At 56.9% G+C, this 26789-nt stretch carries 20 protein-coding genes and 1 riboswitch; of the genes, 11 read left to right on the forward strand and 9 right to left on the reverse strand.

Annotated features, from left to right (window positions below; genetic code table 11):
* Position 1: 1 nt before the first annotated feature.
* Positions 2-1009 carry a thiamine ABC transporter substrate binding subunit gene (thiB, locus tag IFT84_RS19630; RefSeq protein ID WP_192122315.1) on the reverse strand — a complete coding sequence of 336 codons (1008 nt, stop codon included), beginning with the start codon at positions 1007-1009 and terminating at the stop codon, positions 2-4.
* Positions 1010-1046: 37 nt separating this feature from the next.
* A riboswitch (TPP riboswitch) is annotated at positions 1047-1149 on the reverse strand.
* 81 nt (positions 1150-1230) lie between these two features.
* Between thiB and IFT84_RS19635 the strand changes: the two genes are divergently transcribed.
* The 6 genes from IFT84_RS19635 (at position 1231) to IFT84_RS19660 (ending at position 7899) form a co-directional block, all read left to right on the forward strand.
* Positions 1231-1881 (forward strand): thiamine diphosphokinase, encoded by a 651-nt coding sequence (locus IFT84_RS19635; RefSeq protein WP_192122316.1) that lies wholly within the window; start codon positions 1231-1233, stop codon positions 1879-1881.
* Positions 1882-1885: 4 nt separating this feature from the next.
* Positions 1886-3706: an ABC-F family ATP-binding cassette domain-containing protein gene (locus IFT84_RS19640; protein WP_192122317.1), complete on the forward strand. Its 1821-nt coding sequence runs from the start codon at positions 1886-1888 to the stop codon at positions 3704-3706.
* Positions 3707-3763: 57 nt separating this feature from the next.
* The gene (gene leuB / locus IFT84_RS19645) at positions 3764-4876 is read left to right on the forward strand and encodes a 3-isopropylmalate dehydrogenase (RefSeq protein WP_192122403.1); all 1113 of its coding nucleotides are present in this window, start codon (positions 3764-3766) and stop codon (positions 4874-4876) included.
* A gap of 23 nt (positions 4877-4899) precedes the next feature.
* On the forward strand, positions 4900-5586 hold the full coding sequence (locus tag IFT84_RS19650; RefSeq protein WP_192122318.1) for a phosphatase PAP2 family protein: 687 nt from the start codon (positions 4900-4902) through the stop codon (positions 5584-5586).
* Between the two features lie 274 nt (positions 5587-5860).
* Positions 5861-6895 (forward strand): aspartate-semialdehyde dehydrogenase, encoded by a 1035-nt coding sequence (locus IFT84_RS19655; RefSeq protein ID WP_192122319.1) that lies wholly within the window; start codon positions 5861-5863, stop codon positions 6893-6895.
* A 185-nt stretch (positions 6896-7080) separates the two neighbouring features.
* Positions 7081-7899: a lytic murein transglycosylase gene (locus IFT84_RS19660; RefSeq protein ID WP_192122320.1), complete on the forward strand. Its 819-nt coding sequence runs from the start codon at positions 7081-7083 to the stop codon at positions 7897-7899.
* Positions 7900-7940: 41 nt separating this feature from the next.
* Here IFT84_RS19660 and IFT84_RS19665 read toward each other — a convergent pair whose 3' ends face one another.
* The 3 genes from IFT84_RS19665 to pdxY form a co-directional block, all read right to left on the reverse strand.
* Positions 7941-9083, reverse strand: a complete 1143-nt coding sequence (locus tag IFT84_RS19665) for a GGDEF domain-containing protein (protein WP_192122321.1) — start codon at positions 9081-9083, stop codon at positions 7941-7943.
* Between the two features lie 96 nt (positions 9084-9179).
* On the reverse strand, positions 9180-9815 hold the full coding sequence (locus tag IFT84_RS19670) for a carbonic anhydrase (protein WP_192122322.1): 636 nt from the start codon (positions 9813-9815) through the stop codon (positions 9180-9182).
* 67 nt (positions 9816-9882) lie between these two features.
* Positions 9883-10755, reverse strand: a complete 873-nt coding sequence (gene pdxY, locus IFT84_RS19675) for a pyridoxal kinase PdxY (RefSeq protein WP_446737628.1) — start codon at positions 10753-10755, stop codon at positions 9883-9885.
* A gap of 259 nt (positions 10756-11014) precedes the next feature.
* Here pdxY and IFT84_RS19680 point away from each other — a divergent pair, with 259 nt between their 5' ends.
* Together IFT84_RS19680 and IFT84_RS19685 are read left to right on the forward strand one after the other, a co-directional pair.
* Positions 11015-15787: an NAD-glutamate dehydrogenase gene (locus tag IFT84_RS19680; protein WP_192122324.1), complete on the forward strand. Its 4773-nt coding sequence runs from the start codon at positions 11015-11017 to the stop codon at positions 15785-15787.
* 136 nt (positions 15788-15923) lie between these two features.
* Entirely contained in the window at positions 15924-17237 is a 1314-nt protein-coding gene (locus IFT84_RS19685) for an MFS transporter (RefSeq protein ID WP_192122404.1), read from the forward strand.
* On the opposite strand, the gene purH is transcribed toward IFT84_RS19685, so the two are convergent.
* The 4 genes from purH to htpX form a co-directional block, all read right to left on the reverse strand.
* Positions 17238-18848, reverse strand: coding sequence for a bifunctional phosphoribosylaminoimidazolecarboxamide formyltransferase/IMP cyclohydrolase (purH, locus tag IFT84_RS19690; RefSeq protein ID WP_192122325.1), 1611 nt, complete (start codon positions 18846-18848; stop codon positions 17238-17240).
* Between the two features lie 90 nt (positions 18849-18938).
* Entirely contained in the window at positions 18939-20627 is a 1689-nt protein-coding gene (locus tag IFT84_RS19695) for a heparinase II/III family protein (protein ID WP_192122326.1), read from the reverse strand.
* Positions 20628-20738: 111 nt separating this feature from the next.
* Entirely contained in the window at positions 20739-22118 is a 1380-nt protein-coding gene (locus tag IFT84_RS19700; RefSeq protein WP_192122327.1) for an RsmB/NOP family class I SAM-dependent RNA methyltransferase, read from the reverse strand.
* Positions 22118-23080 (reverse strand): zinc metalloprotease HtpX, encoded by a 963-nt coding sequence (gene htpX / locus IFT84_RS19705; protein ID WP_192122328.1) that lies wholly within the window; start codon positions 23078-23080, stop codon positions 22118-22120. Before htpX ends, IFT84_RS19700 begins: the two co-directional genes overlap by 1 nt.
* 108 nt (positions 23081-23188) lie before the next feature.
* On the opposite strand from htpX, the gene IFT84_RS19710 reads away from it, so the two are divergent.
* The gene (locus IFT84_RS19710) at positions 23189-23389 is read left to right on the forward strand and encodes a DUF1674 domain-containing protein (protein ID WP_192122329.1); all 201 of its coding nucleotides are present in this window, start codon (positions 23189-23191) and stop codon (positions 23387-23389) included.
* A 59-nt stretch (positions 23390-23448) separates the two neighbouring features.
* Positions 23449-23928 carry a thermonuclease family protein gene (locus tag IFT84_RS19715; RefSeq protein ID WP_244651307.1) on the forward strand — a complete coding sequence of 160 codons (480 nt, stop codon included), beginning with the start codon at positions 23449-23451 and terminating at the stop codon, positions 23926-23928.
* Here the strand turns inward: IFT84_RS19715 and acs are convergent.
* Positions 23894-25849, reverse strand: a complete 1956-nt coding sequence (gene acs, locus IFT84_RS19720) for an acetate--CoA ligase (protein WP_192122331.1) — start codon at positions 25847-25849, stop codon at positions 23894-23896. The genes IFT84_RS19715 and acs overlap by 35 nt on opposite strands.
* Positions 25850-26073: 224 nt before the next feature.
* Between acs and IFT84_RS19725 the strand changes: the two genes are divergently transcribed.
* Positions 26074-26772 (forward strand): DUF1013 domain-containing protein, encoded by a 699-nt coding sequence (locus IFT84_RS19725; protein WP_192122332.1) that lies wholly within the window; start codon positions 26074-26076, stop codon positions 26770-26772.
* Positions 26773-26789 lie beyond the last annotated feature (17 nt).

Genomic DNA, 26789 nt, shown 5'->3' on the forward strand with positions numbered 1-26789 from the left:
ATCAAGAACGGCTCATGGCGGCCAGCCATTCATCAATATAGGCTTTCCGCTTTGTCTCCACATCCACCGGGGACATGAGGAACGTCTTTTCCGGCTTGACCAGTGTGTTGAAGGCGGCGGGCAGGGGACTTGCTGCGGGCGCAACCGGCATCATCCAGTTGGTAACGGGTATGACCCCCTGGGCTTCCGGCCCAATCAGGTACGTGAGGAAGCTTTGGGCAAGAGGCTTATCTTTTGCAGTTTTGGTAATACCAGCCACTTCGATCTGAACGTAATGCCCTTCGGAAAAGGAGGCAGCCTTATAGCGGTCGCTGTTGTCCGATACCATGTGATACGCCGGCGAGGTCGTGTAGGACAGCACCATGGGCGCTTCGCCTTTGGTGAACAGGCCGTACGCTTCCGACCAGCCGGGGGTAACCGTCAGCACGCGCTCTTTCAGCTTTGCCCATGCGGCCGGTGCGTCATCGCCATAAACAGCGCGAACCCACAACAGCAGGCCCAGCCCCGGCGTCGAGGTGCGGGGGTCTTCGATAACAATCTTCTGGGAAGGATCGCCTTCAACCAGTTCCTTCATGCTTTTGGGCGGATTTTGCAGGGTCTGCGTATCGTAAACCACAGCAAAGTGGCCGTAGTCGTAGGGCACGAACACATCATCGCTGAACCCGCCGGGCACATTGATGCCGGACGTATCCACCTCGCTCGGCGCAAAGAAACCGGTCGCTTTCGCCTCGGCAATCAAATTGGTATCGAGTCCAACAACCACATCGGCCTTTGAGCCGGGTCCTTCCAGCTTCAGCCGCGTCAACAACTCGACGCCATCGGCAACGGATACCCAATTTATCTTGCAGGCGCAGGATTTTTCAAACCCTTCGGTCACCTTCGGCCCCGGCCCCCATTCAGCGGTAAAGCTCTCATAGGTGTAGACGGTAAGGGTTTTATCTTCGGCCGTAGCCGGGCCAGCCAACACGGCCAGAGCCGGGAGCAGAGCATGAAGAATCGTCAGTCGCATGGCTTTCGCCTCCCTTTTTTTAAACTGGGGTTAGGGCGTCACACACGCGTCTAATCCCTCCGCCGGTATAAGCCGGATCAGGTTCCGCGGGTTGGCTGAAAAGCCTCTCAGCTGCAATTGCAGCACCCCGTTAGAGCAGGCTGAAATCTATGCGCGCGCAACGCGAATAGCAAGCGCGACAGACGTTCCTTTCCGGCAACATCTCAGGTAAAGGCTTGGTCATGACACAACAGCACTTTGCAATTCTTCTGGGTGGGGCCGTGGAGCCAACCGACCGGCTGCGTGCGCAACTGGCAGGCTGCCGCACAATTGCCGCCGACGGCGGCATGCGCCACGCGCTAGCACTGGGTTTAACGCCGGAATTGTGGGTGGGCGACTTCGATTCCACCGACCAGACACTGATCAACGAATGGCCGCAGGTTGTGCGCCAGCCCTATCCCGCCGCCAAAAATGAGACCGATGGAGAGATTGCCGTTGGTGAGGCCAAGGCACGTGGCGCAACATCGCTGACATTGGTGGGGGCACTCGGCGGAGAGCGGACGGACCATGCGCTGGCGCACCTGCTGATGAGCCTGCGTCTTGCCGAGGACGGATGGTCTGTCATGCTAACGTCGGGAACGGAAGAGGCGTATCCGATTCTGCCCGGTCAGCACACCATCGACTTGCCGGACGGCAGCCTGTTCTCGGTGCCGGGGCTAACCGCGCTGGACGCGCTGACACTTGGCAACGTTGGCTATCCGCTGACACGATTTGATTTGGCCTTCGGCTCATCACGCACCATATCCAACATTGCACGCGGCCCCGTGCGCGTATCCCTTGATGCAGGTCGCGCCGTGCTGCTGGCCCGCCCTCACGACTTTTCTGGACATTGATCTTATGGCTCCGCCTATTCTGAAACTCGACGATATCTTCTTAAGCTTTGGCGGTACGCCCCTGTTGAACGGGGCCAATTTTCAAGTGGAGCCGGGAGACCGCATCTGCCTTGTCGGGCGCAACGGTTCCGGAAAATCCACGCTGATGAAAATGGCGGCCGGGCTGGCCGAACCCCAGTCGGGCGACATCTTCCGTCATCCCTCTTCCACAATTCGCTACCTGCATCAAGCACCGGACTTTGATGGCTACAGCACCGTGCAGGCCTATGCCGAGGCCGGTCTTGGACCGGGTGATGACCCGTACCGCGTCACCTATCTGCTTCAGCATCTGGGGCTGACCGGGGAGGAAGACCCGTCGCATCTTTCCGGGGGTGAAGCCCGGCGGGCAGCACTTGCCCGGGTGATGGCACCGGAACCGGACATTCTGCTCCTGGACGAGCCAACCAACCATCTGGACCTGCCAACCATTGAATGGCTGGAAACGGAACTGATCCGCAGCCGCAGCGCGCTGGTGGTAATTTCGCACGACCGGCGCTTCCTGGAAAAAGTCTCCACTGCTACCGTGTGGCTGGACCGCGGCCAGTCGCGGCGTCTGGATCGTGGCTTCGGCGAGTTTGAAGCGTGGCGCGACAAGGTGCTGGAAGAAGAGGAAATCGAACAGCACAAGCTGGGTAAAGCTATTGAGCGTGAAGAGCACTGGGTGCGCTACGGTGTTTCCGCGCGGCGCAAGCGCAATATGCGGCGTCTTGGCGAGCTTTCGGAGATGCGCGCCAAACATCGTGGCCATCAGGGTGCCCTTGGGCAGGTCACAGCGCAGATTTCTGATGTGCGCGAATCCGGCAAGCTGGTGATCGAAGCGGAGCATATTTCGAAGTCCTTTGGCGACCGACCCATCGTCTCGGATTTCTCCATCCGGGTGCATCGGGGCGATTGTATTGGTCTTGTGGGCCCCAATGGCGCAGGCAAAACTACGTTGTTGAAACTGCTGACTGACCAGAGCGCGCCGGATGCCGGAACGGTGAAGCTTGGCACCAATCTGGAAATTGCCACGCTTGATCAGCGGCGCGAGGATCTCAACCTCAACGATACGCTGGCCTATTACCTGACCGATGGACGCGGTGAAAACCTACTCGTCAATGGTGAGCAACGCCATGTGACGGGCTATATGAAGGAATTTCTGTTTCAGCCGGAACAGGCCCGCACGCCCATCCGCGATCTGTCCGGTGGAGAGCGGGCGCGGTTGATGCTCGCCCGGATTTTGTCCCGGCCCGCCAACCTTCTGATCCTCGATGAGCCGACGAACGATCTGGATATTGAGACGCTCGACCTGCTGCAGGAAATCGTCGCAGGCTTTCCCGGCACCGTCATTCTGGTCAGCCACGATCGTGACTTTCTGGACCGCACCGTCACTTCGACAATCGCGCTGGCCGACCCGGAAAACCCGGATGGCCGCTGGATTGAGTTTGCCGGTGGCTTCACCGATATGATGGCGCAGCGCAAGGGTGCGGAGGCCGAGAAACGAAAGTCCGAGAAGGCCAAGGCAAGCGTCTCGGCACAAAGCAACGCTGGTGAGGCTGGCAAATCGAAAGCCAAGCTCTCCTTCAAGCAAAAGTTCGCCCTTGAGAACCTGCCCAAAGAGATGGACAAACTTGGCAAGGAGGCAGACGACATTGAGCACAAAATGGCCGATCCTGCCCTGTTTGCGCGTGATCCCGATGGCTTTTCCAAGCTCGCCAAATCGCTGGAAGACCGGCGCACCAAGATCGCTGCCATGGAAGAAGAATGGCTGACGCTGGAAATGCTGCGCGAAGAAATTGAGGGTTGAAAACCTTTCAACCCCGCCGTACAGCCAGCATAGATATGACCCAATGGAGGATCTGCCATCATGACCCGCAAGCTCTTTCTTCTCCCCGGTGACGGCATCGGGCCGGAAGCCATGGCAGAAGTCCGTAAAATTATCGCCTTCATGAATGCCGATCTTGATGGTGGTTTTGAAACGGATGAAGGACTTGTGGGCGGGTGCGCCTATGATGCGCATGGACAGGCCATTTCGGACGCCGATATGGCCAAGGCGATGGCAGCCGATGCGGTGCTGTTTGGTGCTGTCGGCGGCCCCAAATGGGACAGCGTACCCTATGAGGTCCGCCCGGAGGCTGGTCTGCTACGCCTGCGCAAGGACATGCAGTTGTTCGCCAATCTGCGGCCAGCCATCTGCTACCCGGCGCTGGCGGCGGCCTCGTCGCTTAAGGCAGAGGTGGTTGAGGGGCTCGATATTCTCATCGTTCGTGAATTGACCGGCGGCGTGTACTTCGGCGAACCGAAAGAAATCATCGACCTCGGCAACGGCCAGAAACGCGGTATCGATACGCAGATCTACGATACTTACGAGATTGAGCGCATTGCGGGCGTAGCTTTTGAACTGGCACGCACACGCGGCAACAAGGTGTGCTCCATGGAAAAGCGCAACGTCATGAAGTCTGGCGTGCTGTGGAATGAGGTCGTGACCGCCACGCACAAGGCCCATTACGCCGATGTGGCGCTGGAGCACATGCTGGCCGATGCCGGTGGTATGCAGCTTGTGCGCTGGCCAAAGCAGTTTGACGTAATCGTTACCGACAATCTGTTCGGCGATATGCTGTCGGATGTGGCGGCCATGCTGACCGGTTCCTTGGGGATGTTGCCATCCGCCTCTCTCGGCGCAACGGATGAGACAACAGGCAAGCGCAAGGCCCTGTATGAACCTGTGCACGGCTCCGCTCCGGATATTGCGGGTTCGGGTATTGCCAACCCTATCGCCATGATTGCGTCTTTTGCCATGTGCCTGCGCTATTCGTTCAATCTCGTTGCGGAAGCTGACAAACTGGAACAGGCGATTGCCAACGTGCTGGATAACGGTATTCGGACCGGCGACATCATGGCCGACGGTTGCACACAGGTCGGTACATCCGAAATGGGCGATGCCATTCTGGCAGAATTCCGAAATCTAACGGCCTAGTCAAAGATCAGCAGGAACCGCCCATGAAAACGTATCTTGTGTCTTCCGGGTGGTTCCTGTTGGTGGCTGTCATCTCCGTTGGCGTGCTGTTGCCGTTTGATGGGGCCATCTCGCAATTCGGACGCGGCCTGCCGGACTGGATCGTGGGTGTGAACACTGACATCACCGATTTCGGCACCTTCTCCTGGATGATCTACGGCTCGGCCCTGTTGACGCTGATGGCGTATCTGACCCATGAACTGTCAGACAGTTCCCGGTTGAAGGTTCAGGCGAAAGCGCTCACCAAGATTGCCTTCTACTTTTTCCTGACCACCGGATTGGCGACAATCGTCGTCCATGGCCTAAAAATTCCGATTGGGCGGGCGCGACCCGACCTCTACAGCGAATACGGCCCTTACTATTTTCTGCCTTTTGTCGGTGACTGGCTGTTCGAGAGCTTTCCCTCCGGCCATTCCACTGCGGTCGGCGCCTTTTTCGGCGCGTTCGCCATGCTGTTTCCGCGCTATCGCTGGGGCTGCGCCGTTCTGGCGCTGATCTTCGGCATCAGCCGCATCATCGTGGGTGCGCATTACCCAAGTGACGTGGCCGCAGGTCTGACGCTGGGCGCATGGTCAGCCATGACGATGGCCTTTATTCTGGCACAGCGATTGTTTCTGTTCGTACCGGATTTAAACGGCTGGCCAGTCCGCCATCCGCTGGTTTCCAGTTGACACACCGTTAAAACCGCGTATGAGCAAAACCGGAAGAGGAGCCGTCTCATGCGCACGTCTGGTTTTGACATTGCTGCACTGCTGGTCCCGGCGTCTTGCGCCGGGCGGGTTCGCCATTTCTCGTTGTCCAAACACACGGCCAAAACGTCGAAGATTATCTGACGTCTCTGGCCACCGCTCTCTCCCCGGTTAGGCCGGGGACCTGAGGCCCGCGCTTTGGCCGGCGGGCTTCCCCCAAGGCAAAGCGGAGAGAGGATAGAAAGAGAGCAGTATCATGGGTTTCAAAGTAGCAGTGGCTGGCGCGACCGGCAATGTCGGGCGCGAAATGCTGAACATTCTGGCGGAGCGTGGCTTTCCCGCAGATGAGGTTGTGGCGCTGGCCTCGGCCCGCTCGCAGGGCACGGAAGTCTCCTTCGGTGACAAGACGCTGAAGGTCAAGAACCTCGAAAACTACGATTTTTCCGATACGGATATTTGCCTGATGTCGGCTGGTGGCACGGTGTCGCAGAAGTGGTCGCCCAAGATTGGCGCGCAGGGCTGCGTTGTCATCGATAACTCGTCGGCCTGGCGCTACGATTCCGAAGTGCCGCTGATCGTGCCGGAAGTGAACCCCGATGCTATCGATGGTTTCGGCAAGAAGAACATCATCGCCAACCCGAATTGCTCGACAGCGCAATTGGTTGTTGCCTTGAAGCCGTTGCATGACCACGCCAAGATCAAGCGTGTTGTTGTGTCCACCTACCAGTCCGTTTCCGGCGCTGGCAAAGAAGGCATGGATGAGCTGTTCAATCAGACCCGTGCTGTCTTTGTTGCCGACCCGATCCAGAACACGAAGTTCACCAAGCGCATCGCCTTCAACGTAATTCCGCATATCGATAGCTTTATGGAAGATGGCTATACGAAGGAAGAGTGGAAGGTTCTGGCAGAAACCAAAAAGATGCTCGATCCGAAGATCAGGGTCACATGCACGGCTGTTCGCGTGCCTGTGTTCATTGGGCACTCGGAGTCAGTCAACATCGAGTTCGAGAACGAGATCACCGCAGACGAAGCCCGCGAAATTCTGCGCGAAGCACCGGGTTGCCTGGTGATCGACAAGCACGAAGATGGCGGATACGTCACGCCGTACGAGTGCGCCGGTGAGGACGCCACCTACATTTCACGTATCCGTGAAGATGCGACCGTCGAAAATGGCTTGAACATCTGGGTCGTTTCCGACAACCTTCGCAAGGGTGCGGCACTCAACGCAATTCAGATTGCAGAGTTGCTGGTCAGCCGCGGTTTGATTACGGCTAAAAACCAAGCGGCGTGATGACGAATCCGTAAGGTTTTATGGTTAAAAACCCCGTAAGCCCTATCCGGGCTTGCGGGGTTTATACTATAGCCCCATCGACGACGAATTTTGACTGGATACAGAATTCACGTGAAACACTGTGCTTTTCAGGCATTGGCGCTACGTTTCTGTTTCTGGCTGGCAAGAATAGGAACGGAGTTTTTATGCAGAAAGCAAAGTATGCCCTGATGGGCATGACCGCCATGATGCTGACGGCGGGTGCGCCAGCGGCCGCTTTTGCGGCCCAGTGTGGCAATGATTCATCCGGTTTTTCGACTTGGATGCAACAGTTCAAGCAGGAAGCAGCCGCAAGCGGCATCAGCGCCAACGTGCTGGACAGTGCCTTCAGCAACGTCTCCTACGCAACGGCGACCATTCGTGCCGACCGTGGGCAGAAGAGCTTCAAGCTGTCGCTGGACGAGTTCATGAAGAAGCGCGGCTCGCAGACCATCATCAGCCGTGGCAAGAAAATGAAGCAGCAGAATGCCGCTTTGTTTGCGCGCATTGAGCAGCAGTACGGTGTGCCTGCGGGTCCGGTTCTGGCGATCTGGGGCATGGAAACAGGCTTTGGCAGCTTCCTTGGCAAGGAACATACGCTGTCGGCTGTTGCAACGCTGGCTTATGATTGCCGCCGTTCGGACTACTTCACGGACCAGCTCTACTCGGCCTTGAAGCTGGTAGCGCGTGGTGATTTGAGCCCAACGGCTGTGGGTGCAGCGCATGGCGAAATTGGCCAGACGCAGTTCCTGCCGACAAACGTGCTGAAATACGGCGTTGATGGCGATGGAAACGGTCATGTTGACATGGTTGGCTCCAAAGCCGACGCATTGGCTTCTACGGCCAACTTCCTGCGCGGACATGGCTGGACGGCCGGTGCCGGCTACCAGCCGGGAGAGCCGAACTTTTCAGCGATACAGGGCTGGAATGCCGCCAGCGTCTACCAACAGGCTATCGCCATTATGGGCGCTGCGATCGACGGCTGATCGTCAACATCAAAACGCCTGTCGGTATTCCGACAGGCGTTTTACGTTGCCAGGGTAACGCACCCTTTTCCGTCGCGCTTGGATTTGTACATGGCCTTGTCAGCCCGCATCATCAGCGAGGTAAGGCTATCTGGCACTCCGGTTTTTCCCAGCGCAATGCCGACACTGGCCGATATATGCGTTTCGTGGGTCTTGTTGATATAAATCGGAGACGACATTTCCGATACGATCCGGTAGCCGATGTTCAAAACCGTGTCCGGCATACAGTTTACCAGAACAATCAGAAACTCATCGCCGCCCAACCGGACAACCTTGTCTTCCTCGCGAACGAGGTTGCGAAATCGATCCGCCGCCTGACGAAGAACACTATCGCCAGCCTCGTGCCCGAACGTATCGTTCACGTCTTTGAACCCGTCCAGATCGATGTAGAGAACACCGAGCGGAAGGCGGTGGGTCATATCGGCTTCCAGTGCAGCAGAAAGCGATTTCAGGCCTGCCCGGTTGATCAACCCTGTCAAAGCGTCGGTATCGGCGCGTTTGGCGTGCTCATATTCGGATTTCAGCGCGGCAATCAGGTTTGCATGCATGGTACCCAGCGCGATCCAGAGCGCACCGAGGTAGAGCGGCGATTGCAGAACGAAAATCAGTAACCACGGATCTCCCGTTGCGGCTGCGCCGATTTTCAGCGGGATGTCGCACAATAGAACCTGTGCCATTGCCAGACGGGGAAATGTCGGGTTGCCGGCACACAGGGCGCCCGCAAAAGCTACTGTTGTGGTGGCGCTCAATACCTGCAGCACAGAATCCTGTGAGACGAAACAGAAGAACGTCAACAGTCCCAAGACGCTCGGGTAAATCAGCACTGTCAGCAAAGAGAGCGTGAGCGAGATAGAGCGCCCGGCCCGATACGCTTCGCTGTTGCTGATCAACACGCCAATTCTTAGCAGAAAGACCGCGAGACTGGTAACCAGCATGGCGGAAAAAATCAGCCCGGGTTGCCGGACAACCGCTGCCACAGCAATGATGACATAGGCCAAATCCCCGATCACGAAGATAGGGCGCAACAGAAGAAGATGTCCCAGCAACGCCTGATGCTGCACGACAGACACGGGCTGCAACGGCGCCAGCAGCCATTTGAACAGCGATAGTTTGGGGGGAATTGCTTTTAGATTGTGCATGGCCATCACAATGTCGTTTCGGAGCATACACAGATTAGCACGATGACATTAACGCATGATTACTTCAGGTTGTAAATGCGAAACCCGAACAATCAAGGATAGCTATGGTCTGATAAAGTCGCCGGTTGCCTGGTTCATGACCCACAGCTCTCCGGAGGAAATATCAAACCATGCCCCATGGAGATTCAGCTTGCCCCGATCCTCAAGGATTTTGACGCAGGGAAATGTGCGTAGATTGGCGATTGAATTGCGTATGGAAACCCGCTCCAGCGCCGTTTGACGTTCACCCGTCGTCATCAGCTCGTTGTTCTGGATTTGCTCTGCCGCAGGGCGCAGCAGGTTCATCCATTTGCCGATAAAATCCCCGGGCGACAGCGGTTCGCTGTTGGAATTAAGCGCTGCCTGAATACCGCCGCAACGGCCATGCCCCATGACAACAATATCTTTTACACGCAGGGATTGAACTGCAAATTCCAATGCCGCAGATGTCGAGTGGTAATTGCTGTCCGGCTCGTAGGGCGGCATGAGATTGGCGACATTGCGCACCACGAAAAGTTCCCCGGGACCACTGTCGAAGATGGTTTCCGGCGCGGCGCGTGAGTCACAACAGGCAATAACCAGCGTTTGTGGTTTCTGACCGGTTTCCGCCAGTGCCTTATAGCGTTCGGCGGCTTCCGTGTACCGGCCGCTCATGAAGTTCTGATAGCCATTCAGAAGATGGGGAGGAAATCGTTGCATCCCTATGGATTAACGATTTACCCCGGTAAATTCAATGGCAAACGTCGTTTTCCATAAGCCAAGTTTCCTAAGCCTTTTGGGCCGGATGGTGGAGGCGGCGCATCTGGACCATGGCCATGGGTGTGGCGAGGCTGGAGGCATCCTGCTCCAGTGTCAGTTCACCGGCACCGCGCCGCGATGAGCGGGCAACGATTTCAAAGACGGTTGCAGTCGACATCTGCAACGCGCGCTCGTCATCCATACCCTCAAGAATGCGCGCCAGGAAAACGGCAGCGAGAAGATCGCCGGTCCCGTTGGGTGCATTGTCCACCAGACGGTGCTCCGCCAGAAGGGCGTGGTTGCCGGACAGATACAGATTGCCTGTACCACCGCGCATCATTGCAATGGCGGATGTCACCAGCATGCGGGCGGGTCCAAGCGACAAGGCAGCCTCCACAATTTCGGTGTTGCTGTTTAATGAGGGTGTGCCACAGAGCCATGCCAGTTCGTGCCGGTTGGGCGTCGCCAGCGACGCGATGGGCACAAGGTGATCGCGGATGGCGGTGGCGGTGGCTTCCGGCACATAAAGGCCGCCTTCATCGCCAATAACGGGGTCACACAGATAACACAGGTCTGGCCGCTGTGCTTTCAACGCTGTTACCAGCCGCGCAATGGCGCGCGCGTGCCCCAGTGAACCCAGATACCCCGACAACACGGCCCGTATTTCGTGAACCCAGGGAGCAGCGATAATATCGTCTATAAAACGGTCGAAGTCTTCATCAGGTACGACCAGCCGATGCGCGGCCCCATGGCCGGGATGCCAGGTCAACAGGATCGTCGGCACGGCCCATACGGGAAAACCGAGACTTTCCAGTGCAAAAACGGATGCGCGATTGCCGACGCTGCCACGCACCACATGGCTGGAAATCACTAGAACGGCATCCGTCATGTCTCTCATCATCGTTTTCCATTCGCATTCTGACTGGCTGTAATCTAGTCTGCATATCATGGGACGCATATGAGAAAATCATCGACCGGAGAAAATCTAGTTTTTCGCAAAACTGGCGTGTTTTTGGTTCGGATGACACACTCAGCTGTTACTTTTGATCAAAATCGCATGAAAACTGGTCAATATCTTTTGAAAACCCTTCCATATTAGCAATCGCCAAAGATTTTTCTTCTGATAGGGTTGGCCAACTTTAGGCCAAGAGGAGTCGGTCATGGACGTGCAGAACAATCCCAAGCGACATGAAAAACTGGAGAGAGCGGAGGTTGCCGCACGGGCGCTCGCTCGCCCCTTTGTCGCACCGGAGCTTCTGTTGGGGCGCGCCAGCGCTGACGATCTGGATGACTACAGTGTCGACATGCTGGGATGGACCGCAGCCCATGCAAGGGCTGAAATCGATGCCTGGGACAGACATGAAGCGCGCATCACGTTTTCCCCGCTTGGCGATGAAGATGAAACGAACGGTGGCATTCAGGTCCTGGCGGTAACGACCCGAAACAAGCCCTTCCTCTACGATTCTGTCATGGGTGAGGTAACCAGCACCCATCGCGATATTCGCCTTGCCATCCACCCCATCCTCGTCGTGGATAAAGGCGGCACCTTGCGGGTGTTTTCACCACAGGACGAAAGCCAACCGGACCAGCGCGTCAGCCACATCCAGATTCACATTGCCCATATCACACCAGAAGACGCTGAGGCCCTGCACCAGCGCGTGCGCACGGTTCTGCATCAGGTCAAGCTTGCTGTCAGCGACTGGCAGCCGATGCGGCACCGGTTGGAGCAGGCCATTGCTGAGATTGAAGCCGCCAGCCTGAGGGAGCCGAAATCCCGCAACGAGGCTCTGGCGTTTCTGCGCTGGCTGGAAGACAACAACTTCACCTTCCTTGGCATGCGTGACTACGTCTATTCCGGCGAAGGTGACGAGGCGGCACTTGAGCGGGCCGACAGCGAAGGGCTTGGAATCCTGTCCGATCCGGACGTCCGCGTTCTGGTGCGCGGCAAGGATGCCGTGACCACCACGCCTGAAATCCTTGCCTTTCTACAGGGCCCGGACATTCTGCTGGTGACCAAGGCGAATACGAAATCCGTGGTCCACCGGCGCGCCTATATGGATTACATCGGCGTCAAGCGGTTCGATGTGGCGGGCAATGTTGTTGGCGAACTGCGTATCGTTGGCTTGTTCACATCCAGCGCCTATACAAGACAAGCGCAGGATATTCCGTTGCTGCGCCTGAAAATCGACACGGTGGCCGCCCGTTTCGGCTTTGATCCGCAGAGCCATTCGGGCAAAATGCTGCGCAACACGCTGGAATCCTATCCGCGTGACGATCTGTTCCAGATCGATACCGATTTGCTGACCACCTTTTGCGAACAGATCAACGAACTGAGTGACCGGCCACGCATTCGTGTGTTGACCCGCACCGATCGGTTCGACCGCTTCGTATCCGTCATCGTCTATGTACCCCGTGAGCAGTATGATTCCGACCTGCGCGAGCAGATCGGCCTCTATCTGGCACAGGTGTATGAGGGACGGGTTTCAGCCTATTATCCTGCCTTTCCAGAGGGTGGGCTGGCGCGTGTTCACTTTATCATCGGCCGTTCCGATGGGCGTACGCCGCAGACAGAGCAATCCGTGCTGGAAACGCGCATCGGTGAACTTGCCACGCGCTGGATTGACCGGTTCCAGACGCTGGCCGGGCAAACGCTGACGCTGGAAACGGGCCAAGCCTATCAGGCAGCATTTACCCCCGCGCAGGCCTTCGCGGACCTGCCCGCACTGACCGGCTGCACGCCGGAGCAGCCGCTTCGCATCGCGCTCTACCGCAAGGAGCCGGGCAACGACCAGTCGCTGGAACTGAAAATCTTCCATCTGAACGAGCCTGTTTCGCTTTCGCGCCGCGTTCCCCTGCTGGAAAATCTCGGGTTTCAGGTCATCAGTGAACAAACCTACGAATTGCAGGTTGGTACACCCACGCGCGATGTGGTGCTGCATGATATGGAACTGAAAAGCCGCTCCGGCGCCGTGATTGATCTTGAGACCACCGCCCCCAGACTGGAAGCCGCGTTTCTGCAGGCGTGGGATGGCACGATCGAGGATGACAGCTTCAACCGGCTGATTGTTTCCGCTGGCCTGACGGCAGGGCAGGTGGTCGTGCTGCGGGCCTATGCGCGTTATCTGCGACAGACCGGCATTACTTATAGCCAGGGCTATCTCGCCGATACGCTGAACGCGTATCCTCACCTCGCAGCCGCGCTTTTCACATTGTTTTCCGCACGACTTGACCCCGAGTTGGAAACCGCAGCGCGAAACGCCCAGGTTGAAGCGGCCCTGAGCGAGATTGAAACCGGGCTGGCGGCGGTGCCGTCTCTGGACGAAGACCGCATCCTGCGGCGGTATCGCAATGCCATTCAGGCGACGCTGCGCACCAATTATTTCCAGAGGCAAACGTCCGGCACTGTTCTGGCGCTGAAATTCGACCCCCACGCATTGGAAGGCTTGCCGGAACCAAGGCCGTTCCGTGAAATTTTTGTCTATGGTGTGCAGGTTGAAGGTGTTCATCTGCGCTTTGGCAAGGTGGCGCGGGGAGGCTTGCGCTGGTCGGACCGTGCGCAGGATTACCGCACAGAAGTGCTGGGCCTTGTGAAGGCGCAGCAGGTCAAGAACGCAGTGATTGTGCCCGTTGGGGCCAAGGGCGGCTTCTATCCCAAGCAGTTGCCTGTGGGCGCAAGTCGGGACGAAACCTTTGCGGCGGGACGGGAAGCCTACAAAAACTTCATCCGCTCGCTTCTGTCGATTACAGACAATATTGCGGGTGAAGCGATTGTGCCCCCGTCAAACACGGTTCGGCTGGATGGGGATGATCCCTATTTCGTCGTTGCGGCGGACAAGGGGACAGCGACATTTTCCGATACAGCCAACGGTCTGGCGCAGGACGCCGGCTTCTGGCTGGATGATGCCTTCGCTTCAGGTGGTTCAGCGGGCTATGACCACAAGAAAATGGGCATTACGGCGCGCGGCGCGTGGGAAACCGTCAAGCGTCAGTTCCGGGAACTGAACATTGATATCCAGACAACGCCGTTTACGGTTGTGGGTGTGGGCGACATGTCCGGCGATGTGTTCGGCAACGGCATGTTGCTGTCACAGAAAATCCGGTTGATTGCGGCCTTCGATCATCGCGATATCTTCATTGATCCGAATCCGGATACCGATCTTAGTTTCGCCGAGCGAAAGCGACTGTTTGATTTGCCCCGCTCAAGCTGGCAGGATTACGACCGGGCGACCTTGTCTGCCGGTGCCATGATTATTTCGCGGTCTGAAAAGTCGGTGAAACTATCGCCGGAGGCTGCGGCGGCAATCGGGCTGGAGCAGACCGTTGCGACACCGTTTGAAATCATCAGTGCAATCCTGAAAGCGCCGGTCGATCTTCTCTGGTTCGGCGGCATCGGCACCTATATTCGCGCGGCGAGCGAGAGCGATGCGGATGTGGGAGACAAGGCCAATGATCCCATTCGGGTGACCGCCGAGGACGTGCGGGCCAAAGTCATCGGCGAGGGGGCCAATCTGGGCGTTACCCAGAGGGCACGCATTGCCTATGGGCAGAAGGGCGGGCGCGGCTACTCGGATTCCATAGACAATTCAGCGGGCGTTAATTCCTCCGATATTGAGGTGAATATCAAGATCGCGCTGGCGTCTGCCATGCGAGACAACCGGTTGACGCGTGAAGACCGCAACACCCTACTGGCCTCCATGACAGACGAGGTGGCCGAACTGGTTCTGCGCAATAATTACCTACAATCGCTCGCGATTTCGCTGGTGCACGGGCAGGGACTGGCGAACCGCGAGCCCTTGGCACGGTTGATGAACCGGCTGGAGGCCGATGGCCACCTGAACCGCAAGGTGGAATTGCTGCCAACCAACCAGGCTCTTGTGGAGCGCTACCAGACAGGCAAACCGCTGACCCGTGCGGAAATTGGCGTTCTGCTCTCCTACTCCAAACTGGTTCTGTTTGAAGATGTGGTGAAAAGCCCGCTGGTGGACGATTCCTATTTCGAAAAGACGCTGTTTGACTACTTCCCGCAGGAAATGCATGGCGCCTATGCGGATGATATCTGCAAGCACCGTCTGCATCGGGAAATCATTGCTACCGTGCTTGGCAATGATGTGATCAACCGTGGCGGACCGGCTTTCGTCAACAGCCTAATGAATGCCACCGGCGCAAGCGCCGATGCGGTCGTTAAGGCCGCTATCATCGCGCGGGATGGTTTGGCCCTGCCCGCCATTTATGACGAGATCGACGCACTGGACACGGCTATCCCCGGCGACCTGCAAAACGAACTCTATCAAGACCTTGGGCTTGTCTTCTGGATCGTGACAGAGCGCATCTTGCAGGCTGGCACCGCCAGCTTGTCCATGGAGGTGGCTGTTACGGCCCTTCAAAAGGCGCTGGCAGAGTTGAAACCCGGTATTGCCCAGTCCGCCCCGGCCAACCTTGCCGAACAGGCCCGCACCAAGGCTGAGCGCTACAAACAGAGCGGGGTTCCGGGCGCGCTTGCAGACGAAATTGCCACGCTGCCATTCCTGACCATTGCGCCGGAAATTCTGCAACTGGCAGAAACGGCAAAGACATCGTTGACCGGTACGGCCGAAAGCTATTCCGCCCTGAGCGAGTTGCTGGATATGTCTCAACTGTTGTCCGGCGCGGTGCGTGTCAGCACGGCGGATCAGTACGAGGCGATTGTGCTTGGCCGCAGCATCGGTGCCATTGCCAAAGCGCGGCGGACTTTGCTGACGCAGGTGCTGCGCGACTACGGCACCGAATCAAAGCCGGTTAAAGCATGGAGCGCAGTCAATGCGGAAAAGGTGACCCAAGTCCGCGAACAACTGAGCGCACTGATTGAGGCTGGCGATATGTCGCTTGCGCGTGTGACGGTCGCTGCCGGTCTTCTGAATGATCTGGTGGAGGCCACCTCTGGCGTTGATGCGTGACACGTAATAGAACCAGACAATCGACGGGTGTTTCTGCCCGTCGATTGTATTCGCATAAACCAAAGGTGCGCCCGTGATTGCGACAACGCCAGACAGCGCCAAGCCCGCTCCCATCACAAGAGGGTTGGCAGGCTGGATGCTGTTCGACTGGGCGGCGCAGCCGTTTTTTACCGTCGTGATCAGTTTTATCTTCGGGCCGTACTTTGTTGCACGGCTAACCGACGATCCGGCCTATGGGCAGGCGATATGGGGTTACACCCTCGTCGTCTCCGGCGTAGCAATCGCCATTCTCTCCCCCATACTCGGCTCCCTTGCCGATGCGGCGGGACCGCGAAAGCCGTGGATTACCTTTTTCGCCGTCATCAAAATTCTGTCGCTCGGTTTTCTATGGTTTGCAGTGCCGGGCTCAGCGTTGATCTATCCAGCCATCCTTCTGGTTTTTGCCAGTATTGCCGCCGAGTGTTCCATCGTTTTCAACGATTCGATGATGCCGCGGCTTGTTGCGCAGGACCAGAGCGGGCGCATATCCAATATGGCCTGGGGGCTGGGCTATCTCGGCGGTATGATCGTGTTGATCTTCGTGATCCTGTTTGTGGCGGCGGACCCGCAAACCGGTCAAACCGTTCTAGGACAGGCACCCTTGTTTGGCATCGACGCCGCCCGTGGCGAAGATGCGCGTATCACAGGGCCGATTGCGGCGCTCTGGTATGCCGTTTTTATTCTGCCCATGCTTCTGTTTACGCCAGATGCGCCCCGCACGCAGCGCTCCCGGCATGTCATTCGCAACGGTTTGACCGAACTGAAGCATACCTTTGCCGGGTTGCGGCAGCGAACCGGCCTGCTGCGCTTTCTGATTGCCCGGATGATCTATCAAGATGGAATCAATGCCATCATCGTTCTCGGTGGAACCTATGCCGCCGGTCTTTTTGGATGGCGCACGCTGCAACTGGGGGCCTATGGCATTCTGCTCAACATCATCGCCATTGGCGCATGTCTTGGTGCCGCACGGCTGGATGCGATGATCGGCTCGAAACGGATTATCATACTGTGCCTGATCAGCCTGATTTTTGCGACGGTTGGAATGATTTCGACCGGGCCGGACCACACGCTGTTCTTTATACCCCTGACCCCGCCCGTCGAGGGTGCGGGGCTGTTCAGCTCGCAAGGCGAACGCGTCTATCTGGCCTTCAGCCTGCTGGTGGGCCTGACGTTCGGGCCTGTACAAGCGTCGTCCCGCTCGTACATGGCGCGCAGCATCACCGTGGATGAAGCCGGGCGCTATTTCGGCATCTACGCCCTGACTGGGCGGGCAACTTCATTTCTGGCACCCGCCGCTGTGGCAACGGTTACCCTCATCAGCGGATCAGCGACGCTTGGTATGGCGACGCTGATCCTGTTTCTGCTAGTGGGTTTGGTCATCCTCTGGAAGACCCCGTACCCGGCTATCTGATCAATGCCGGAAATGGCGCATGCCGGTGAAGACCATGGCAACATCATGCTCGTTTGCGGCGGCAATCACTTCCTCATCACGCATGGAGCCGCCGGGCTGGATAACGGCGCGGGCACCCGCCGCAATTGCGGACAGAAGGCCGTCTGCAAACGGCAGGAACGCTTCGGACGCAACGGCAGAGCCGCGTGTCATCGGTTCCGCCAAGCCCAAAGCCTTGGCGGCGTCTTCTGCTTTAATGGCTGCGATCCGCGCTGAATCCACACGGCTCATCTGTCCGGCACCGATGCCAACCGTTTGGCCGTCTTTTGCGTAAACCACCGCATTGGATTTGACGTGCTTTGCCACCTTGAAGGCAAACTTCATGTCTTCCAGTTCCTGCGCTGTCGGCTGACGCTTGGTGACGACACGAAGATCGAGATCCTCAACCATGCCGTTGTCACGGTTCTGAACGAGCAGGCCACCGGACACTGTTTTGGCCGAAAGGCCGGGGGTGCGTGGATCTGGCAGGCTTCCCGTGGTCAACAGCCGAAGATTGGGCTTACGGGCAATGATAGCCTTTGCCTCATCACTGACCGATGGCGCAATGATGACTTCGGTAAACAGCTTGACGATTTCCTCAGCCGTTTCCGCGTCCAGAAGCTGGTTCAAGGCAATGATTCCACCGAAAGCGGAAACGGAATCGCAGGCCAGCGCGCGACCATAGGCTTCACGCAATGAGGTGCCTGTCGCCACACCGCAGGGGTTGGCGTGCTTGATGATCGCGCAGGCCGGACCGTTTTCCGGTAGAAACTCCGCAACCAGTTCGAAGGCGGCGTCAGTATCGTTGATGTTGTTGTAAGATAGCTGCTTGCCTTGCAGCAGCGTTGCCGTTGCTACACCCGGACGGTTTTCTCCGGTCACGTAGAATCCCGCCTTCTGGTGCGGGTTTTCGCCATAGCGCATCTCTTCTTTCAGCACGCCGCCAAGCGTGCGGTGGCGCGGCATGGCAATATCGAGAGCCTCGGCAAACCAGTTTGAAATCACCGCATCGTAGGCGGCAGTCCGTGCATAGGCCTTGGCTGCCATCTTCTGGCGGAAGGCATAGGTCGTGGAACCCTCCGTCATTTCTTCGAGAAGAGTTGCGTAATCCGAAGGGTCGGTCAACGTGACCACATAAGCGTGGTTTTTGGCCGAAGCGCGGATCATGGCGGGGCCGCCAATATCGATATTTTCAACCGTTGTCGGATAATCGCCGCCCTTGGCGCGAACCTCCTCAAAGGGGTAAAGATTGATCACGGCAAGATCAATCGTTTCAATACCGTGCTCGCGCATGGCTGCGACATGGTCTTCGTCGTCACGAATGGCCAGCAGACCGCCATGCACACCGGGGTGCAGCGTCTTGACCCGACCATCCATGATCTCGGGAAAGCCGGTCAGATCGGAGACATCGCGCACATCCAGCCCGGCATCGGACAAGGCCTTGTGCGTACCACCGGTAGACACCAGGCGCACGCCCTTGTCGGCCAGAGCCTTTGCCAGTTCGACAATGCCGGTTTTGTCGGAGACCGATAGCAGGGCCGTGCGGATGGTAACTTGATCGGGGGTGGGAATTTTCTTCGAGATAACGGCCATAGGGTGCTCCGTGGGCATTGGCATGTTCAATGCAAATATCTTCGGCCCGTTAACACAGGTTGCAACAAGTTTAAACCGGCGCACCACGCATCAACGGGTTTCGCGTGATAAAACCCACTGGATTTCCGGCTGATCCTTTAACGCGAAACGCACCGATACCTGCGACGATGGCCGCAAGCCAGATGGATCGGCGAAGAAAACGTCGTCCTCAACTTCAATCTTCGTATCAATGGTCGAGAGTGACCAGCACTCTCCATCCGGCGCCTTCAGGATAACTTCAAAGTCGCTTCGTCGCCCAATCAGAATTTGCGGGTGGATGTGAAACCGGGCTGTCGCAACATTCTGGTCGTCCGGGCCGGGGTCGGTTCCATCCGGCTTGATGAAACGGTCGCGGCCCCGTATCAACGTGCCGTTGGCGTTCATCTCGATATCGCGCTCGTGCAGCAAGCCAAACAGCTTGAGATAGCCATCATGCGAGGCTTTTAGCCCTTTATGCCCGAGTTCCGTACGGCGCTTTTCAGACTTGACCTCGGTAACGCCGCCAATCCAGATCGGCCCCAAATAGCGAGAGCGCGCCGTGCGTGCCGATGACACATCGTTCAGTGTAACGCAGGACTGCGCAGCAGTGGTGCGCGCCAGTTGGTGAAACCGTTCGCCTGCAAATTTCGGCGCGCCAGAATTGATGATGAAACGATTGCGGCCCGATGACATTTCAAACGACAAACTGCCCGCGTGCGCTGTTGCCGACAGGTCGATGGAGAGCGGCTTGCCGGTATCCACGATAACGACAGATGGCCCATTGGACAGGCGCTCATAACGCATATGGGGCAGGGCCTTGAAGGGAGCGCCGGCAGATTCGTCATAGCGCAGCACACACATCAACTCATTGGCAAGCGTGGACGTGGCGCCGTTGAACAAAGCAAGGTCACCATCCTGATGCCGAAAGAACCGCAGGGCAGGGTACATCCGGTCGATAGCGGGAATCAGCCGTGACGGAACATCGTGGCCGAGATTGACATAGGTTTGCCGCAGCGGCAGCAGATCAAGCAGCAGTTCCAGCCCGACACGGGGATTGCGCGAGCAGTGCCCGCCATCCGGCAAGATCTGGCGGTCGAGTTCACGGTCGAGGTCACGCGCTGCCCGACGCAGAACCGATGGCTGCACGGTCATCGACACCGAGGACACGGCCAGAGCAATGCGCACCCGCAACCGCACTTCGCCATCGCGCGTTGTTGCGGCAATATGCCTTAGGTAGCGGATCTGAAACGCCAGACTTTTCAGAAAACGGCGGTAGAAACCGTGTTCTGCCCCCTTCAGAATGACCGGAGAGTGAGACAGCCACGCGATAATCCGCTGTGCGATGATATCGGCATCCCATGCCAACCCGTGTATGGAGCTACCATGCGCCGCAATCCAGTCCTTGACGATCTCACGGGTCTTATCAAACGCCCGTTCATCCTGTGAAGCGCGCATATGGCGCAGCCAACTGAACGAGTGCAGCCTAAGCGCAAAAGCGCGAGAAGGTAAATCCAGAGCAAACGGGGATTCACCCCGTGTTTCCAGCATACGCCCGGCAAGCGGAAAGCGATCGTGAATGATTTCATCGGCAATATGCGAATCGACCGCACGCAAATCCGTCGGCGCAACAATCAGGCGCTGTGGGGTGCGGCCAGCGAACCGCAATGCGGAGATACGGCCCACAGCCCAGCGCTGGGAAAAGCGTCTCCAGCCTTCCCTCGCATATAGATAGAAGAGCCTTTGTCGGTCGGAAAACTGCATGGAATACGTCTTTCTCTGACCGATATTCCTAGGCATTCGGATTCCACGCGTCAATTCGGCCGACTGCATCTGTTGTTGATGAGTCGCCTAATATCGTTATTATTCGGTATTTTAGCGGTTTTTTCGAAGCACCGCAGCGTAGAAACCGTCTAGGCCGGAAGCAAAGCCCTCCGGCGTGGGAAGCATTGCCGGGGTTGTACGAAACTCCCCCTTGTCATTGATCGCATCTTCAAGACCCGGCCAATCCCTGGGGTCAATTTCAACACGCTCGAAATCAGTTCGCTCGCCCAGAACCTTGGCTACGACCATTTCGCCTTCGCGCGGGTCCAGGGAGCAATTTGAGAAAACCAGCGTTCCGCCGGTTTCCACGAGATTGAGAGCATGGCGCAAGAGACGCACCTGCAAGCCTGCAAGCTTCTCGATGTCTTGTGGGCCTTTGGTCCATAATACGTCCGGGTGACGGCGGGTGGTGCCGGTGGAGGAACAGGGCGCATCCAGCAACACGGCATCAAATCGCCGGTCCGGCTTGAAATCTTCCATGTTGGTTTCATGGGTTTCTGCGGATAGGCCTAAACGCTCCAGATTGCTGCGCAGACGTTTTAATCGACTGGCGGATTGATCGAGAGCGGTGACCGTTCCCCCCGCCAAAACCAGCTGTGCTGTCTTGCCTCCCGGGGCGGCGCAGAGATCAACGACTGACTTGCCAGTCAGATCACCAAACAAACGCGCAGGGATACTGGCTGCAGCATCCTGTACCCACCATTCTCCCTCCGCAAAACCGTCAAGACCAGGAATGCTTCCTGTAAATGCCGGAAGGCGAACGGAGCCCGTCGGTAGAACGAGGCCAGAAAACGCGGCAGCCCATTTGTCTCTATCACTTTTGACAGATAAATCGATGGCAGCTGGCTCAAGCTGGGCGTCGGCGATCAGTCGCGCTTGATTCTCGCCATACGCCGCGACAAGCCGCTCGTAGAACCATTTCGGCATTGCGGGAATCGCTTCGGCCGCGTGCCCTAAAAGCTCCGTCTTCTCTCGTGACAACCGACGAAGCACCGCGTTTACAAGGCTGGCAAACCGCCGATTTCGAGGATCGATGTTGGCTTGTTCCACCGCCAGATCGACCGCTGAATGGTCAGGAACATCGAGAAACAGGATTTGTGTAGCGGCTGTTACCAGCACATGGTGCAAAGCTCGCGCACCTTCTGGCAGCGGATTTTGCAACAGAAGGCCGAGCATGGCTTCGATGCGTGGCAATTGCCGGAGGGCTGAGTTAACAATGGCACGCACCAGAGCGCGGTCGGCATCGTTCAGTTCGCGATAGGCCGGGTTGCCGTGTTCGGAATCCAGAAGGCCATCGAGCGAAGTTCTGCGATCTATAACCGCTGCGAGCATTTTCGCGGCCGCTTGTCTCGCGCGAAGGCCGGGCTTAAAGGGCCGTTCTTCCTTTGGGGCTCGCTTTGTTTGTTTCGGATTCGAATCGTTTGCTGACATTAAGACCAGGGACCTTTTGGCGGTTGTGAATCTCCGCGTCCCCATCCCGTTTGTGGAACAGAGCGCGTTTTTCTGACCGCAGTATCAGCCTGCGACTGTGGCGTCGAGTGCGTCTGTCTTTCCTGTGCCATCTGTTCCAACGCGGCAATCCGATTGGCGGTGTTTGGATGCGTTGAAAACAAGCTGTCCATACGTTCACCTGACAATGGATTAATGATAAACATATGGGCCGTAGCCGGATTGCGCTCTGCTGCAGTGTTGGGGATACGCTCAGCCGCACCTGCGATTTTTGCGAGAGCCGAGGCAAGCCACAGAGGGTTGCCGCAAATCTCCGCGCCGCGACGGTCTGCTGAATATTCACGGGTACGGCTGATCGCCATTTGAACCAGCATTGCTGCAAAAGGCGCAACAATCATGGCTGCCAGTACACCGACTATACCCAAGGGATTGTTGTTATTGTTGCGATTGCCGCCGAGAAGAAAGGCAAAGTTACCGAGCATTGAAATCGCACCCGCCAGCGTTGCAGTGATCGTCATGGTCAACGTGTCACGATACTGAACATGCGCCAGTTCATGGGCCATGACCCCGGATACCTCCTCATAGCTCAGAGCGTTCAAAAGGCCTGTCGAGGCAGCCACTGCAGCGTTCTCCGGGTTCCGACCTGTCGCAAACGCGTTGGGCTGTGGGTTGTTGATGACATAAACTCTGGGCATAGGAAGGTTCGCATTTGCTGCCAGCTTTTCAACAAGACCATAAAACTCGGGTGCGCTTTGTGCGTCCACTTCCTGTGCATCATACATCCGCAATACCATGTTGCCCGAGTTCCAATAGGAAAACAGATTGGCGGCGGCGGCCAACATGAACGCGATCATCATGCCGCCGCGCCCGCCGATCAAATAGCCGACGCCCATGAAAAGGGCGGTCATGAAAGCCAGCAACATGGCAGTGCGCATGGTGTTCATCGGCAAGTCCTCGTCATTGTTTCACGTGAATCATTTTCATTTTATGCTTGTGCTATATAATGGTTGGGAAATACGGTTATTCAATATGTCAGATCAGTTGAGGATCGGATGATAAGCGATAATGACAACACGCCCCAGCCTTCTGCCCGCAAAATTTCGCCGGCCGCCCAGCGTGCTCTTAAAGAGGCTGAGGAAAGGCGTGAGGCGCAACGCGCCAAGGAAATGCCTGTCGAAATCGGCGGTCGGGGCGGCGCTGATCCCGCTCGTTTTGGGGATTGGGAAATAGATGGACGCGCAATCGATTTCTGAGAATCGATTCTTGTTGACCTTTAAGAGAAATTGAATATTTTCCTTTTATGGGAAAATATTTGTTATCAGTTTATGCCTGCCTTGTAGCGATGGGTACCGCCTTTTCCGCTTTAGCGGAACAGGTAACCGGACCGGTCTCCGCTTACGTCGTTCGTGTTGTCGATGGCGATACCCTGCTTGTAAATGCCCGACCCTGGCCCCAGCAGATTGTTGAAGTCTATGTCCGTCTGCGTGGTATCGACGCGCCTGAAATTCGCTCATCCTGCGAAACAACCCGCAGCGCGGGCAAACGGGCGCAGGATGCGTTGGAAAGCCTGACATCAGGCCGAGTGGTCCATCTCAGCAATATCGATGGAGACAAATATTTTGGTCGAGTTCTGGCAGATGTTCTCATGGAAGACGGTACGAATGTCTCGGCCTACCTTGTTACCCAAGGTCTTGCCTTGGGCTATGACGGGGGCAAGCGAAAGGTTTCCGTTTGCCCCAGCCAAGCGTCGTATGATCCTACTCGACCTTACGATTTTGACGGTTCTCAATAAGGTCCGTCACCACGGCAGGGTCCGCCAAAGTCGAGGTGTCGCCAAGCGCATCGTAATCATCCTCGGCAATCTTGCGCAGAATTCGCCGCATGATTTTGCCAGAGCGTGTCTTGGGTAGACCAGGCGCAAACTGAATTTTGTCCGGAGCGGCGATTGGGCCAATTTCAGAGCGGACATGCTTGATCAACGCATCTCGCAGACCATCCGAACCCTCCTGCCCTGCCATCAACGAAACATAGCAATAAATACCTTGTCCTTTGAGGGAATGCGGATATCCGACAACTGCCGCCTCAGAAACAAGATGATGCGAAACGAGGGCAGACTCAACCTCCGCCGTTCCCAACCGGTGTCCTGAAACGTTTAGCACGTCATCCACACGGCCGGTAATCCAGTAATATCCATCCTCATCCCGCCGGCAGCCATCGCCGGTAAAATACTTGCCCTTGTAGGTGGAAAAGTACGTCTGAATGAAGCGTGCGTGATCGCCATAGACACTGCGCATTTGCCCCGGCCAGCTATCGGTGATGCAGAGATTGCCATCGGCAGCACCCTCCAACACGTTTCCTTCGCCGTCCACAAGTTGCGGCTTGATACCGAAGAAAGGGCGCGTGGCGGAACCGGGTTTCAGATCGGTTGCGCCGGGCAGGGGCGTGATGAGAATACCGCCCGTCTCCGTCTGCCACCAGGTATCGACCACCGGGCAGCGGGCTTCCCCTACGACATTGTAATACCATTCCCACGCTTCAGGATTGATCGGCTCACCAACCGATCCCAAAAGCCGCAGCGAGGAGCGGGTAGAGCGTGTCACGAAGTGATTGCCAGCCCCCATCAGGGACCGGATCGCCGTGGGTGCGGTATAAAAGATATTGACCTTGTGCTTATCGATCACTTCCCAGAACCGGCCCTGATCAGGAAAGTTAGGCACCCCTTCAAACATTAACGTTGTGGCGCAATTGGCCAGCGGCCCGTAGACAATGTAGGAATGGCCTGTGATCCAGCCGACATCGGCGGTGCACCAGTAAATATCCCCATCGTGATAATCGAAAACATATTCATGCGTCATTGACGCGTAGACAAGGTAGCCGCCTGTGGTGTGAAGCACACCCTTTGGCTTACCCGTGGAGCCTGACGTGTAGAGAATAAACAGCGGATCTTCTGCCCGCATTCTGACCGGCGGGCACTCCGGCCGGACACTGGCTATTTCCTGATGATACCAGAGATCGCGCCCCGGTGCCCACGCGGTCTTGCCCCCGGTGCGCCGCACGACCAACACCTTGTTGACGATGACATATTGCTTGGCAGCAATATCGATGGCGGTATCCGTGTTTTCTTTCAGCGATACGGGACGGCCACCGCGTACGCCCTCATCGCAGGTGATGACGAAAGTCGATTCACAATCGACGATACGCCCCGCCAGTGCCTCGGGCGAAAAACCACCGAAAACAACGGAGTGAATAGCGCCAATGCGTGCGCATGCCAGCATCGCATAGGCGGCTTCGGGGATCATCGGCATATAGATGGTAACGCGGTCACCCTTCTTGACACCATGCTTCTTCATCACATTGGCAAGGCGGCAAACCTGCTCGTAAAGCATGTTGTAGGTGATTTTCTTGTCGATATAGGGGTTGTCGCCCTCCCATATGATCGCAGTCCGCTCACCGTGAGTTTTCAGATGCCGGTCGATACAGTTGTAGGACACGTTGAGGAAGCCGTCCTCATACCAGCGAATGGGAACCTTGCCACGAAAGGAGGTATTCTTGACCTTTGTGTAGGGCTTGAACCAGTCCAGCCGACGACCGTGTTTGCCCCAGAACTTGTCCGGATCTTCGAGACTTTCCTCGTACCATTTCTGATATTTGTCGTCGTCGATCAGCGCCCGGCTTTTGGCCGTTTTCAGCACAGGATAGGTTTTTACGGTCATCAGGCACTCCTCCTTATCAGCATCGTGGCAACATCGCACCACAATGTCCTCTCCGCCAATTGATAGCATTTCTGCTTTCGGGAGCAATGGCGAGCAATGCAAATGCTGCATTCAAGAATTGCAATTGCGCAGGAGTGGCGCTATAGACACGATAATTTCCCGGAAATTGGTGGCTAAAATCCACGACCGCGACACCGGCGCGGACGGACAGAAGGACTGTATCCATGGCTCAACAATTGCTCATGCCCAAAGCAACGGCCGTATGGCTTGTTGACAACACTGCACTGTCGTTCGACCAGATTGCCCAGTTTTGCAAGCTTCACCCGCTGGAAGTCAAAGCGATTGCCGATGGTGAATCGTCGCAGGGCATCAAGGGCCTCGATCCCATTTCCACCGGTCAGCTTTCGCGCGATGAAATCGAACGCGCCGAGAAAAACCCGGACCACAAGTTGAAGCTGTCCGATCCGAAGGTGCGTGTCCCGGAATCCAAGCGCAAAGGCCCGCGTTACACACCGGTTTCGCGCCGTCAGGACCGCCCGAACGCTATTTTGTGGATTGTTCGCAACCATCCCGAACTAAAGGATGCGCAAATTTCGCGTCTTGTTGGCACCACCAAGTCAACGATTGAGCAAATTCGCGACCGCAGCCACTGGAACTCTGCCAACCTGACACCGATGGACCCGGTCACATTGGGTCTGTGCACCCAGATCGATCTGGACCTTGAGGTTGAACGCGCTTCGAAAAACCGTCCGCTGCCGACGACTGCCGAACTCGGCGCAACGCTGGCTTCCGCGCAGGAAACGGAGAAGCTCGATTACGGCCATGAGCGCGAAGAGGAAAAGGAAATCGACGCCGATGCCGTCTTTGCAAAGCTGAAATCGCTGAAATCCAGCCAGCCGGATGACGAAGACGACGCTTACTAAAGTACTAAAAACCCCGC

The sequence above is a fragment of the Rhizobium sp. CFBP 8762 genome, from assembly GCF_014841565.1.
Classification (GTDB): Bacteria; Pseudomonadota; Alphaproteobacteria; order Rhizobiales; family Rhizobiaceae; genus CFBP-8762.